This is a genomic window from Thalassolituus alkanivorans (genome assembly GCF_020447205.1).
GTDB lineage: Bacteria > Pseudomonadota > Gammaproteobacteria > Pseudomonadales > Oceanobacteraceae > Venatoribacter > Venatoribacter alkanivorans.
On the sequence record NZ_JAJAEL010000007.1, the window covers coordinates 14,560 to 28,162 of the forward strand.

The 13,603-nt window shown below is 53.6% G+C and carries 10 protein-coding genes; all 10 read right to left on the reverse strand.

Going from position 1 to position 13,603, the window contains the following annotated elements:
- Positions 1–87 precede the first annotated feature (87 nt).
- Positions 88–4,248 (reverse strand): type VI secretion system protein, encoded by a 4,161-nt coding sequence (locus LGT44_RS04690; RefSeq protein ID WP_230332225.1) that lies wholly within the window; start codon positions 4,246–4,248, stop codon positions 88–90.
- A gap of 6 nt (positions 4,249–4,254) precedes the next feature.
- On the reverse strand, positions 4,255–4,944 hold the full coding sequence (locus LGT44_RS04695; protein WP_225692710.1) for a DotU family type IV/VI secretion system protein: 690 nt from the start codon (positions 4,942–4,944) through the stop codon (positions 4,255–4,257).
- A 92-nt stretch (positions 4,945–5,036) separates the two neighbouring features.
- Complete coding sequence (gene tssK, locus LGT44_RS04700; protein WP_225692709.1) at positions 5,037–6,467, reverse strand: type VI secretion system baseplate subunit TssK; 1,431 nt, start codon at positions 6,465–6,467, stop codon at positions 5,037–5,039.
- Between the two features lie 6 nt (positions 6,468–6,473).
- Entirely contained in the window at positions 6,474–6,962 is a 489-nt protein-coding gene (locus LGT44_RS04705) for a hypothetical protein (protein WP_230332226.1), read from the reverse strand.
- Entirely contained in the window at positions 6,959–8,002 is a 1,044-nt protein-coding gene (tssG, locus tag LGT44_RS04710) for a type VI secretion system baseplate subunit TssG (protein ID WP_230332227.1), read from the reverse strand. Before tssG ends, LGT44_RS04705 begins: the two co-directional genes overlap by 4 nt.
- Positions 7,966–9,780, reverse strand: a complete 1,815-nt coding sequence (gene tssF, locus LGT44_RS04715; RefSeq protein WP_230332228.1) for a type VI secretion system baseplate subunit TssF — start codon at positions 9,778–9,780, stop codon at positions 7,966–7,968. Before tssF ends, tssG begins: the two co-directional genes overlap by 37 nt.
- 37 nt (positions 9,781–9,817) lie before the next feature.
- Positions 9,818–10,171 (reverse strand): GPW/gp25 family protein, encoded by a 354-nt coding sequence (locus tag LGT44_RS04720; RefSeq protein WP_230332316.1) that lies wholly within the window; start codon positions 10,169–10,171, stop codon positions 9,818–9,820.
- Between the two features lie 16 nt (positions 10,172–10,187).
- A complete protein-coding gene (locus tag LGT44_RS04725) occupies positions 10,188–10,793 on the reverse strand; it encodes an Hcp family type VI secretion system effector (protein ID WP_145468718.1) in 606 nt (201 codons plus the stop codon).
- Between the two features lie 39 nt (positions 10,794–10,832).
- Positions 10,833–12,776, reverse strand: a complete 1,944-nt coding sequence (tssC, locus tag LGT44_RS04730; RefSeq protein ID WP_230332229.1) for a type VI secretion system contractile sheath large subunit — start codon at positions 12,774–12,776, stop codon at positions 10,833–10,835.
- A 61-nt stretch (positions 12,777–12,837) separates the two neighbouring features.
- Positions 12,838–13,068: a hypothetical protein gene (locus LGT44_RS04735; RefSeq protein WP_145468714.1), complete on the reverse strand. Its 231-nt coding sequence runs from the start codon at positions 13,066–13,068 to the stop codon at positions 12,838–12,840.
- Between the last annotated feature and the right edge of the window lie 535 nt (positions 13,069–13,603).

Sequence of the window (13,603 nt, forward strand, 5' to 3'; positions counted from 1 at the left end):
CTTCCTGCGGTTGTGCTTTCCCTGATCTGTTACATGTTTCATTGGCAATCTCCTTTGCGCAGCTGCTCTTCCGGTGTTCCCGGATGGTCAGGTCGGTTTGTGTCCGCCAGATGCTCTGGCTGAAAGCACTTTTGTGTCGTTCCCGCCCTGACTGCCCGGCAATCCGGGTGCCCGCTGTGGCAACAAGGCCGGCAGTAACAGCGCATGACTGGTGCCGTCTGCCGAGCGTGCTGAGACGTTCAGCAGTAAATGTACTTTGCTGGTATAGGATGCGGGCTTACTGTTGTCAGCAGCGGCCGCGGACGCCGCTGTAACCTTCTGCCGTGCGGCAACCGGTACGCGGAATGACAACAGGGTGCGCTGCGCAACCGGGGCGCTTTCTCCGGAGAAGCGCTGCAGCCACTCGAACATGGCCCAGCGCCCCTCACTGCTGAAGGTCGCGCTGCGATTGGCAGAGTCAATACTCAGTGGCAAATCGGTGTTGCGGACCGGAGAATATTCTGACCCGGTCGCCCAGCGCAGAGTCAGCGCCAGGCGGTTGTCCGGCTTCCAGCTCAGACGGTTATTTCCATTCGGATAAATAACCGCGTCATGACCACTGCTCAGGGTCCACTGGATGATCTGGCGGGTTCCCAGCGACTGCTCTGGCAATGCTGCAAATTCAACCTGCAAATCCAGATTCATAACGCCGTCGGCATCCTGTGCGACATCCCAGAGTGCAGCCAGCTGATCCAGACTGGAGACAAACTCCAGCCATGGGTCCAGCGCCAGTTCAGGCTGAGCATCTATCAGCTCGGCCAGCCCGGTTGCCAGTGGTTTGTCTTTCTTCGGCTGCCCCCAGATTTTCCGGTAGTCTGCAAAAAACGCCCGCACAACGCCCGGATCGATGTCGCTGTGCCCTGCCTGATCAGCCGGCGCAAAGGGGAAATGGCCCGCCAGTTCCGCATTGAAGCGCTGAGCAAGTGCCAGATAGCGTTTGATGACGGTATTTTTGCCGTACTGCTCGCAGTAGCTGCGCAACTGGTTATCTATTTCATACTGGCGGCGGGCAAACAAACCCGCGGAGGTGTGGCTGAAGGCCGGTGTCGTCAGCCAGTTATTGCAGCCTTCAGCATCAAGCTGGGGCAGCTGCGTGGCGATGAAATTCTCCAGAGAGGCAATCTGATTACCCGGATCTTTACGCTGGTAACGCTGCAGGTCGCTCAATGTCCCCAGCCACAGGCTGGCGGCACGGTCGGTATTGGCAACGCCATCGGTGTCCAGCAGGAAACTCAGCAGCGGTCTGGCGTAATTCTGCGCCAGATACTCAACCCGCAGTCTCTGACTTTGCAGATAACCATCGAGATCCGCCGGATCGGTATAGCTGAATAATGCAGCAGCGAAACTGTCGCTGGCCCACTGAGGGTTTTTCAGCGGCAGGTAGAGACGGTTCTGTGCAACCAGACTATTCAGTATCTGCAGTTGGTCGCTGATAAAACGACGGCTCGCATTCTGTAACAGAGCCACATTGCCGCTGTCCTGTTCCTGCTGCAATAAGGTCAGTAACTGGCGGATATACCCTTCTGCCTGACTGAAGCTGGTCAGGGTCCGGCCCAGTTCTGTTTCTGAATCTGTCGCGCCGGAAAGAGGCCCGCGACTGAAGTCGTGCGGGTGGATCTGTGCCCGGGCTATCAGTTTGCGTATGGTCTGCTGCAGCTGACTGCGCAAGGCGGTGGCATAAAAAGGCTGTTGTTGTTTGCCTGCCACGACCGGCCACCATTGTTGCGTATAGGCCTGATAAGACAGCAGCATATCCAGAGCCTGTTCAAGTGGCTGAGCGTTCCACGCGACAACAGCGCCGCTGTTGTCGCCGCTATCCTGCTCACCGGCGATCGTCGGTATGCTTTGCGAAACAACACTCAGGGAACGTAACGCGGCAAACTCTTCTTCCCAGTGTTCCATCTGCGGTGAAAAATCCAGCGGACCGTCGTCTGTCAGCTGAAACAATTTGCCGAGAGGAGCAATATCAAGAGCGGCAATCTGATTACGGATTGCCTCATCACATTCTTTATTACTGAAGGCATCTTCGATGGTGTCCGGGTAGCCGGCATCCAGCAGAACAGTCCGCAAACTCGCCATTTCCTGCTGCAGACGACCACAGGGACTGGTTGCTGCACGGGTGTCGACCCACTGGTGTTTCATATAAAGCAGCCAGCGCTGGAAGTCCTGCAAAGAACCGGTCATGGCTGCCGCATTCTTTTGCAGATATACGGCTGAAGACTGACTCTGCGTGCTGACCAGAAAAGCACGTTGTATTGCTGCAACAGGCGGTCTGGTGGCCTGCTGACCGATCATTTTGCGTACATTATTGCTGAGTGTATTCAGCCGGGTCAGCTGTTGTTCCGGGTCAACCAGATCATGTTCATTCCAGTTGATGTCGTAAGCCGTATCGACAATCGCCCCGGCCAGCAACGGGCTGTCGAAAGTAATCGTCGATGGTATGGATGAGTTATACAGATAATCGAGCAGCGCCTGAAACTCGCCGGCCACGCCCTGGTTATCAGGTAATGGACCTGCCAGATAAATCAGGCGTTTCTGGGCCTGCTGGTATTCCCGCAGGTTGGTCATAAAGGTTTTCAGCTCACGACTGGCCGTTTCCAGATCGTCATCCGCAGAAACAGAATCTTTTTTCAGTTCGGTTGCTTTTTCCTGCAACCGGCAGTCCATGCCCTGAAATAACAGATTGGGGTAGATACGCTGCGCGACTGCCGCCTTCAGAGAGCGCATCTGACCACTCCCCCAGGACGCCGGCAATGAGAGTGTCAGGGGCTGTTCGCTCATTTTGCTCAGACTGCTCAGCAGCCACCAGGTGTTACTGCCACTTTCACTGCAATCGGGTTCTTTCTTTAAAATATCCGCCCAGCTTTTTTCAGTGCTGACGGAATAATGATACAGACGGGTTGAGTCGATCAGCAGTGCCGACAGCAGCGTAAATGCGATGGCCAGTGTTGCGTACTGCGCATGCCGCAACGTACGGTTGGTAGAGAAACGTCGTTGCTCTGCCGGATAAGCCAGCAGGGTTTCCGGCCACAGTTTGTGATTCAGAAAGTCATCGGTCAGGGCAACCTCATCACGTACTTTGCCGCTGAACCAGATGCCACGCAGCGGCGGTGCTTCCTGATAGCTGCTGCGGGCAAAAGCAAACGCCAGCACTTCCCGCAGTGGCTCCGCCAGATTCTGAAACTCCAGATCGAACAACATAAAGGCATCAATGCCGGCAATGCCATCACCACCGGCGGCGAGTTGCAGCTGCGCCCTGCGGATACCATCCACTACGCTGGTGAAAGCATCATCGACCCACTGTGGCGAAAAGGCCGCATCCAGGCGGGTCGGATTGGACCAGCCAAACATTTCCTGCGGTCTTTCTTTTGTACCTGCAGACCAGAATTCGTTAAATCCGCGCACATGATCACATTGGGTTACCTGCACATAGACAGGGACGACAAAGCAGGTTTGCTTCTGAATACTCCAGAGCTGCCGGTACAGAGCTTCGCCCAGCGTTCTGCGGGCAACCGGATCGCTGGCCTGCTGCAGGGCTTTGGCAGATATGGTCAGAATCAGCCCGTCTACCGGCCGCTCCGGACGGTAAAAATTGAGCAGATCGACGGTTTGTGTGAAGTGTTTTTCCTGCTCAACCTCAATGATCACTCCCTGATCAAAGAAGTGCCACTGGCTGCCCGCCGCAGCCAGCTGCTTTTCACGCGCCAGTAACTGCGCCCGCACACCAGAGCGGACACTCTGCACCCAGCTGCTTTTGCCGCTGCTATCAACCCCGGCCAGCAGATACCAGGGGGTTTGGTAGCGCCAGTCCCGGCGGGTTGTCAGGTAGCGCACAACATCCATACCCTGACGCACCCGGATGCGGTTCAGCACTTGCCAGCCTGTGGGTTGTTGCTCTTCATCCTGTTGCTGCTGACGCTTCTGCGCCAATGCCTGAAAGGCCTTACGGACGGCCTTCAGTGGCCAGCTGAACAGTTTTATGGTGATGTCTGACACCGACGCCACGACATCGCTGCCGGCTTTAAGCAGCCAGATCAGCAGAATAACGAGCAGTGTCAGTAACAGAATCAGGCCAATAAACTGCCACAACGGATCGGTCCAGATTGGCCGCAGATTTTCGATCAGTGGGGCAAAACGCTCACCAAGCGACATCAGCAAGGCCTGAACGCTGTCCTGAATCTGGTTCAGCAGGGGTTGTATCAGACTCATTTGCTATTACCCCCAGTGGCCTTTGAATGTCAGCCAGATAACCCAGCCAAGCACCAGGTAGGCTGCAGCTCCCAGAGCCATCATCCGGTACCACGCCGCCAGTGGTGCAAGCCGGCGTTCCTGACGTGAGGCAAGAACATGCTGATAGGCATTCGGGCAAACCAGACCGGGCTGCGCACCACTGCTGATACGCTTGAACAGTAATGCGCGGTAATTGCCCAAACGCTGGGCATCTCCCCGATAGCGCCCGGCGAATCCCAGACGCAGGGCAAACAGATAAACAGAGGCCAGTTTCTGCTCCTGCTGATCCCATGAGCGGTCTGCCAGTAATGCTGCCGCTCCGGTAAAAAACCGCTCGCCGGCAAAGCAGCTGCTGAACACCCGCTCTTCCAGTGGCTGCTCCTGCCAGTGTTCTTTGCCTGGCCAGTCGAGTTCCATGATAAACAGCTCATCGGCCAGTGCGACCAGTACAAACAGTGTCTGCTCCACCCGTTCACACTCTCTTTCTGTCAGGGTTTTGGCTGCGTTCAGCCGGGTTTTTTCGACCCAGCGCTGCAGGCGCAGGGCAACGGCTTCCGTAATTTCTTCGCCACTGGGAGCCCGGTTCAGGTTGAACTGCGCAGCAACTTCGTCATTCAGCCGGCCACTGCGCACCCAGAACTTAACCTCAACCACCTGACGGTAAAAATCGCTCATCAGTTGCACCGGGTCGCCGTAGTCTTGTGTTGCCGCAGTTGCGGTCGGCTGAAGCCTGTTATCCATCACCAAATCACCAATCCTTTTCTGTGTTACTCGTGGGGAACATGCATCACGATGGAAGCCGGACGACCTTCACTGGCCTGACGGCTGGTACAGGCGATAGCCAGTTTTGCACCGGGCCGTATCAGTGTTTTATTGGCTTTGATACGGAACAGTACGTTGCCATTAGCGGGTACGATGCCGCTCTTTTCGTCGCTTTCTATCTGAACCGCACTGGCACCAAGCAAACGCCGTTGCATCAGTTCTTTATGCACGGTAACCGATGCAATACGGCAGGCTGCCAGCCAGCGGATAGCGCCTTCGCGACTGCTGCCAGAGGCCGGGCGCAGCTCTATCAGCAGGTCTTTTCCTTCCCAGGCCTTGTCGTAGTTCAGTGTGAATACCCCTTCCTGTTCTTCGTCGAAACCCAGCGAGGTGTAATTAAGATTGACCCGCTCCACCTGCTGCAGGATGTAGCTCATTACCTTATCGAAGCCGGGCAAGGCGTTGTCGTGGTTATAAATGGGGAAGCGTGGAGGAATGCTGCCCGGGTCGAGTTCGCTGATTGGCCCGGCCATCCGGATCAGCCCCCGGTACAGCGCTGCCGGCGGGGTTTCTGCGGTGTCTGCAAGCTGCTCAAGAGCCGCCAGCTCCTGCACCATTGCGCGAATCCAGCGATGGTGACGGCGGGTAATGTTGTAGCCCAGAGACTCTCCGTCTTCAGACAAACCGGCCAGCTGCCGGGCTTTATGACGAATGGTCAGCGCCAGAGCCTGGCAGCGCTGCTGTAATGATCTGCCCGCAGATGAGGTTTCGCCGGCATGACGAAAGTGATCAGCCGCAATGCTCAGCAATGGCGGAGCGTAATCCGGGTCAAGCTGGGGGTGACCGCCTTCCGGCTTGATCACCCGGAATAAAGGCAACCCGACATAGCGGCTGCTGACCTGATCGCCACTCTGCAATGACAGCTGCGGGTACAGCCTTGGCATAATCAGTTCGTTCTCACCGGTATTTTCATCAACTCTGGGATGATCACTGCGGCTGCTGTAGCGCTGAATTTCTGCCCGCTCACTGGCACTGCCGGGCACCTGAATCGGTACCGCCAGCTGAATGGTCTGTGCGCCCTGGCCAGGCTTGAAATCCAGTGTCAGGGTAAGCGGATTGTCTTTGCTGGCCAGATGATCAACCAGCAGTCCATCCGGCATAACGGCAACCAGATGGTTAATCACCACCTGGCCTTCGAGCAGGGCTCCGCGATCGAGGCTTAGCTGAGCAATACCCCAGTACGCCGGGTTGATCAGCGATAACTGCTGGCGCAGCTGCTCTTCCCAGTAAAAATGATTTTGCTGAAAGTGTTGCGGTGACAGCAGCATACCTTCGTGCCAGCAGATAGGGTTTGGCAGTCTTTGCGGGTAACCCGTTGCTTTCTCACGACTTGCTGGGATGAGTAAACTGGCCTGCCCGGCCGATAAAATTGCCATGGTGTGTTATTCCTGATGCATTTCGATTAACCGGTATCCTTCCCGCTGCAGCAGGACCTTCAGTTGCCGGAATTGTCCGAGCTGAGCAACAAACTGACCTTCAGCCCCCAGATAGTTGGCAAACATCAGAATGTTGCCAGCCCTGCTGTGGTCGTCAGGCAGAGGCAGAGAGGACATAACTGACAAGGGCACGACCTCGGCGCTGACCACCTCCAGCTGCTTGTCATAACGCATAACCAGCTCCTGTTTGCGGCTGAACCAGTCCGGGCCGCTCAGGTCTGCCAGTAACCGGGCGACCCGCTCATCGCTGATAAATACGAAATCAATGGCCACCGGCATACTGCGGTTGCAGTCGGCACTGGCCTCAATACGGATGCTGCGGACATCATTTAACGGCGACAGGCCGAGTACCGAGCAACCAGACAGTATTACGCTCAGCGCAATCAGCAGATAACAAAGCCCATGAACAGAGTGCCGAGCGTACGCCTTGATCATGCTGCTACCCCGACCATAAAGCTGATATCGCGGAATCCCTGACTCTGGGGTTTGTGGCTAAGGAAAGAGGTGACACCCAATGCCATATGCTCCCCCGGTGCAACTTTGCTGCTTAAGCGCAGAGACGGCAGTTGGTTTGCCGGGCAGCGCAACGTAATCCGGCAGTCAATGCGGCAGTCGGTTATGCGCCGGATCAGATCGATCAGCCGGGAATGGCGTGCGCCTCCTGGGGTCAGTTTTTGCACTTCCGCCCAATCCAGTGGGCCGATAACCAGCTCTGTGGCTTTGTGCTGATCCCAGACCCGCTTCCCCAGGGTTGCGCCTTGTCCAAGCCGGCAACTCTGACTGTCGCCCAAACGGGAATGATCCTGGCTATCTACCGTCAGCCAGCCTCCCTGCAGGGCATTCATGTGCAGTAGCGGCAATCCCAGTGCGCACTGCAGCATCTGCCTTACCATGGGGAGTGACAGGCGGACATTGGCAAACAACCCGGTCAGGCCAAGGTCATAATCACCCTCAGGATTCATCGCTAGCCGTCCGGCCAGTGCCTGCATCAGGCGACCGCTGTCGCTGACCTCAGCGGGGGCATCCATCAGCGTTGGCCGGGTGCTACGGTGTACCAGATAGCGCAATGCCATCAGACGGTTATTAAACAGCTCGAGAAAGTCGAGCATGGCGTGATCATCCTGCTCAGACCGGTCGCGCAGCCACTCAATAAAGGGAGCCGGCAGTGGCCCGTCCGGCGACATCAGCCCGCCATGCGCCAATGTAATTGCGGTTATCCCCTGCTCTGACAGGCTCACTTCGCGCACATCCCAGGGCGGAAAGTCGGCTGCCAGAGAGGCGCGGAAGCGGACGTTATCCGCGAGGATTTCAAGCAGTTCGTTATCGCTGACAGGCTGTTTGCCGGAGGTCGCATCCGCTGTCCGGCGCAGGCGCAGCACCAGACGCACCAGCTGCAGGAAATTCCAGCCGGTTCCGTTTTTCTGCGCCAGCAGAGAATTTACAGTATGACCTGTTCGCCAATGCGCGGATGCCATTGCTTCCAGACTCCTTCCCGTTGATAACTGACCAGCTGCAGCTGGACGAAATGATTCAGGGTGGTGTAAAGGCCCAGAAAATGGCTCATTACTTCACCGAGCAACAGCGCGTTGGCGCCATCAAAAAACGCCTCATCCACTGTCAGGGTTATACGACTGCCACGATAATGGCCGCGCCAGGCTTCACGCCCCATGCGCCGGACACAGCTCTCTGCCTGAATATTGACCAGACCATCCAGCTGACGCTGGTGTGAGGCGTTCTGCGGATCACTGTAGAGAGCAATCAGCTGTTTAAGCCGTGCCAGTGGATGCCCATCGTCGGCGTCAGGTAAAAGTGACAGAAAATTCAGATGCAGCTGCGATAGCAGGTTAATGTTGGCCTCCCCGCTCAGTCCTTCGCCGCGGAACAGACTGGGGCGGGTAATAATGGTCGCGTCCAGCAAGGCCCCGGCGCCGGTCAGTTTTAAGCGGTTGCCGATGCGCAAGGACTCCGGCAGCGTACGGTTATTACACAGTCCTTTAACGCTGAGCGTCTGATCAACCGGAGTGGCCGGCGTCAGATCCAGATCCTGCAGTGAAATCATGGTGTCGCAACCTGGCGTTGCCGGTGAAAGCGGAGCGACCAGACGGGTCAGGTAGCGCACGCCGGCGTCACGGATATCATCCACTCCGGCATGCCCCAGCCAGGGGGTTGCCGTTTTAACCCGGCCATCCGCCGATAACAGGCGAACATTTTCCACGCTGTGTACTTCACTCTGACCGTATTGACTTTCATCGGCATACAGACGGTATTCGTAACAGCTGTGATCCAGCTGAACCGGACAAAAAGTGGCGGGAAATAAATTAATCGCCGGAAAACTGTTAAAGCTGAGGCTGTTGCGTTCCAGTGCCGGCATGGAATCCGGCTGATTAACCAATAACAATAATTCAAACTGGCTGGATACCCGGCTGACATCGAGCCCGGTGATTTCGAAAAAGTAATACTTTTCCGGAAAATAAAAGTATTCCTGTAATAGCCGGTAAGCATCGTGACTGCCATTCGGTTGCGGCAGTACATTATGCTGCTGGTCAAATCCCAGCCACTCAATGCCGGCTTCCGGCAGTGGCACTGTTTCTCCGTCCACGCGGATGGCAATACCGCAGATATGATCACTGAGTAATTTGTACAGATCCGGTCTTAGTGCCGGGTCGTTAATAAAAAAACGCAAACGCTGCAGCGGGTATTCATAGACCGGATCGGTTCCCTCGCTGCGCATTTTTATGGAGATAACTGATTGAACATCATTCCGCCCCCCGAGAAACTCAAAGATATTTTTCGGTTTTACTGCAACGTCCTCCAGCAGAAATGGCCACAGCGGCGTGTCATAGCAACACTGCATTCTGCATTCCACAGGCTTCTGCCCGGAGTCACGACGGGAAATACTTTTGGCGGAAAATAAACGACCCTTCTCCAGGGTGTATCCATTTATAAAATTCGCACCATCAAGCAGTACATTGGCCTGCATAATTGTCATGCAGGGTATTGACCGCATCAGTGCGGGATACAGACTCAGCAATAAATGATTAGGAATTTCATGCTTTTGCTGTTGCAGATCATTACGCAGGCTGGCCGTAAGCCAGGCAAACGACTGCAGTAATTGCTCAACATGAGGGTCAGCAGAATGACCAGCACTCAGACGCAGCTCAGATGCGACAGAAGGATAAGCACGACTGAAAGCTTCAACCGCTTTACGCATTCCCCCCAGTTCATTCTGAAATTGCTGGATATCCCTGTTCATGCTGTTCAATTCCCGTTGCCCAATGGTTGTCTGCTGTTCAGAAAAAAAACCGTTCTTCAATCGTGTGCTGCCCAAGCTGTAATTTCAGCCTGCAGCTTGCAGTGCTTGCTGCTGAACTGACCGCAATCACCTGTACATCCGTTAATCTGGGCTCCAGTGCCAGAAGCTTTTCGCGAATCAGATCGCGGTATGCCTGCCGGGCGCTGCTGTCATCGGTATACAGTTCGACAATTTCCGGCAATCCGAAGCCTGTGATATAGCTGTTCGCCGGATCATCATCACGGACATAAATCCGGGTCGAAATAATTCGCTGAACCTGACGACAGACGGATTCCTGCAGCGATATCCCGCTGCAGGAATCGTCCAGTTTTTCCAGTAACGTAATATTCATCACCAGAAATACACCGTTACAGCGTATAGGTGCCAGGTGCGATCGGACGATTGCGAACCACACTCCAGCCTGTTGCAACATGCCCTTTGTTCTGCAGACCAGGTCCTTGCAGGCAGTGCACCCAGGAGATTTCCGTAAAGTTCAGCTTAAACTGTTCCGTCGCCATATCGTTTGGATGTGACTGGAACTGAATTTCGCTGATCAATACGTTGGTTAATTCAAACTGCATCAAAAGATTCAGGCGATCACCGGAGTTGCGTAAAACATGGATGCGACAAGGTGAGCCTTTCGAATCCAGAAGTTTTGCCCGCAAACAAAACTCATAGAGTTTTGGTGACGTTACATCCACGTATTTGACACAGGTGAAGTCAGAGATAATCGGCCGGCCTGATGTGCGCGCACTGTTGCTGACATCGGTGGTTACCTGCTGCTGAATGCCCTGATTAATAGACACAAGTTCAACACATTTTGTGGCATCAAAACCGAGATTACCCGGATTGGCCGTGATTGCCTGCCAATCACCTTCGGCAGCACCATCAATCAATGAGCCACCGGCGGCCTGGTCGTTGCCTTTGGGTTGTGTCAGTGCCGCATCACCCAGTTCCAGAAGTATAAGATCCATAATATTCCCCGAAATTTTCAGACTTAAATTGAATTCACATTAACCCGGAATGTCAGCCACCAGGCGAATCGACGCCGACAGCTCTTCCAGTTGAAAATGTGGTTTAAGGAATACCGTTGCCTTATACGAGCCTGGTTTTCCTGGCACATCCGTCACATCAATACGGGCCTCCCGCAGCGGGTAGCGTGCCTTGATTTCATTAACGGCGCCGTCATCGATCAGTACATAACTGGCGATCCAGGTATTCAGATAATCGGAAACATTATCCTTCGTCAGAAATGATCCGACTTTGTCGCGCATAATGACTTTAATGTAATGAGCAAAACGTGAAGCATTCAGAATGTACGGCATCATTGCCGAGGTTCTGGCATTCGCGTTGGCTTCATCCGTATTATATTTTTTCGGCTGATTGGTGGTCTGACCGCCAAAGAAAGCGGCCTTGTCGGTGCCTTTGCAATGCAGGATGGCCATAAAGCCAAGATCGTTCAGTTCTTTTTCCCGACGATCGGTAATGGCAACCTGAGTCGGACAGGTCAGGCGAACATCCCCTGCTGCGGTACGGAATGTATGTGCTGGCAGCCCTTCGACCAGACCACCACCTTCTACACCGCGAATGGCAGCAAGCCAGCCAAATTTTGAAAAGGCATTGGTGATGCGCTGGCCAAGAATAAATGCGGGATTTCCCCACAGATAACGACTGGCATCGGTGCCATCCACATCCTCTTTAAAATCAAAGCCATCCACCACGACGGTGTCCGGGCCATAAGGAAGACGTAACAGAACTTTAGGCAGCGTCAGTGTGACATAACGCGAATCTTCGCTGTCGCGGAAACTGCGCCACTTGATAAGCTCGGCACTTTCAAAGATTTTAGAAAGATCGCGCGGCTGTGACAGACGGAAATAATCCTGTAAATCGAACAACTTTGCATAAGCTGCAGCAATAAACGGGGCGTGCGCCGCCGCCGCAACACCGGATAATTTTTCCAGCAGTTCAATATCTTCAGGATGACGTCCGAACTCATAGTCTCCGACAAGAACGCTGAAAGGATCACCACCATAGGTGCCGAATTCATCTTCATACACTTTTTTAAACAGCGCACTCTGATCGAATTCAGACGCCTTCTGCAGATCTTTAAGGAGATCGCGCTTGGAAACGTTCAGAACCCGGAGTTTCAGACGGGTACTGGTTTCAGTGTTCATCACAAGGTAATGCAGGCCGCGCCAGGTTGCTTCCAGCTTCTGAAAACCTTCGTCATGCATGACCAGGTTAATCTGCTGTGTCAGCAGATTATCGATCTGAGAGATCCGGTCATTCATACGGTCTGCAGCATCGCCGGCAGAATCACTGGCTTCCTGCCCCAGAATATCCAGAGCGAACTGACCAACCAGAGTCAGAGCGTAGCTTCTCTGCGATTCATCCAGCGCCATGCCACCTTCTTCCAGCAGCTTGCTGATAAATTCACTTGGCTCAACCGCAGACAGATCTTCCTGATCCGCATAGACGCCTTTTACTTCAGTCTGCAGAGCCTCGTCGCTCAGCAACTGAGTCAGCAATTCATCCAGCGCATCGTTACCATCCAGCTTGGCCAGGAAATCGCGCAAGTGAATTCTGGCCTGATAGATCTCGTTGGTTTTTGGGATGCTGCGCACCAGATTCAGTGGCGAAAAATCATTAATCGACTTAAAGAGGAGCTCAATATTGGTTGTAGCACCTTCTTCTTCGGACAATGAATCGGCGACCTTCATGGTAAGGCGTGGCACAAAGCCTTCCATGACCTCGTCGAAATTATCACGATCAATTTCGACAAAGTCCCGTTCTTTTAATACAGGCAATGGCTCAGCCGGAGAGCCGGAAAGGTCAGCAAGAATGCCGACGATCAGTGGCAGTTCACGCTGTACAATCGCATTACCGATTTCGACATCATAAGTAATATGAACCCTTGGGGATCTTACTCTGGATAGTTTTTTCTGTGTGCTTTCCAATGTTATTTCCTCTCAATCGTCAATTGCAAAAAGACAGATGTTCAGCAGGATCGAATAGAACCTAATGCTCTGCGCATCTGAAAAATCCATTTCCTATCTCTTCTACAACCCCTTTTTCAATTAAAAGCTCAAGGGCAACTTTTACTGAATAAGCCGATTCATGGAGCTTTTGCTGGGTGACCCACCAACGCCATATTCCCTCAAAGCTATCCATGGCATCCGGATGTGAAAGCAGATAGCTCTCAATCAGGTTTGCAACATATAAATTTTGATTATTGCTTGAGTTATTCATTCAAATATCGCCGTCATCATGAATTTAATTTTCAGAGAAATTCCGAAGATTTATTCTCCGGTAGCAATTGAGGTGCCAGATTTTAAAGTCAGAAAAATCCGCAGAAATTCGGCATTCCAAACTAAAAAAGACAGGTTCCGGGGTGTTTTTGACGAGGGATAAATAACCCTCCGGGTAAAATAAAACTCAGTTTTATGGTTCGGCCATGCCAGTTGGGACACGTTGAATGGCCGTGGCGATTCTGAGCGGGATTAACAATTCGTCAGAGTTCGGTTGTTTATTTAACAGAAGGTCTTTATCAGGCGTCTGAAGAAATTAAGTCGTTATTCTTAGATCATTCTCACAATCCTTACGCAGAGTCGTCTTGTCATCTAGTGTCAAGCGGGGTTTTTATCACCCACCTGCAGATGCCGGGTGAGTGGTGGGTAAAACAGACCCCGGTTGTGGCGGGCACACCCCATCTGCGCCGTTTCAGCAACAACCCGGATGCATAAGTAAGACGCAACACCAGAGAAATCCTGCTGGCTTTTTTTTT

Coding starts and splice junctions, on each gene's coding strand:
- LGT44_RS04690 (WP_230332225.1), bottom strand. CDS start 4,248: ATGAGTCTGATACAACCCCTGCTGAACCAGATTCAGGACAGCGTTCAG.
- LGT44_RS04695 (WP_225692710.1), bottom strand. CDS start 4,944: ATGAGCGATTTTTACCGTCAGGTGGTTGAGGTTAAGTTCTGGGTGCGC.
- tssK (WP_225692709.1), bottom strand. CDS start 6,467: ATGGCAATTTTATCGGCCGGGCAGGCCAGTTTACTCATCCCAGCAAGT.
- LGT44_RS04705 (WP_230332226.1), bottom strand. CDS start 6,962: ATGATCAAGGCGTACGCTCGGCACTCTGTTCATGGGCTTTGTTATCTG.
- tssG (WP_230332227.1), bottom strand. CDS start 8,002: ATGGCATCCGCGCATTGGCGAACAGGTCATACTGTAAATTCTCTGCTG.
- tssF (WP_230332228.1), bottom strand. CDS start 9,780: ATGAACAGGGATATCCAGCAATTTCAGAATGAACTGGGGGGAATGCGT.
- LGT44_RS04720 (WP_230332316.1), bottom strand. CDS start 10,171: ATGAATATTACGTTACTGGAAAAACTGGACGATTCCTGCAGCGGGATA.
- LGT44_RS04725 (WP_145468718.1), bottom strand. CDS start 10,793: ATGGATCTTATACTTCTGGAACTGGGTGATGCGGCACTGACACAACCC.
- LGT44_RS04735 (WP_145468714.1), bottom strand. CDS start 13,068: ATGAATAACTCAAGCAATAATCAAAATTTATATGTTGCAAACCTGATT.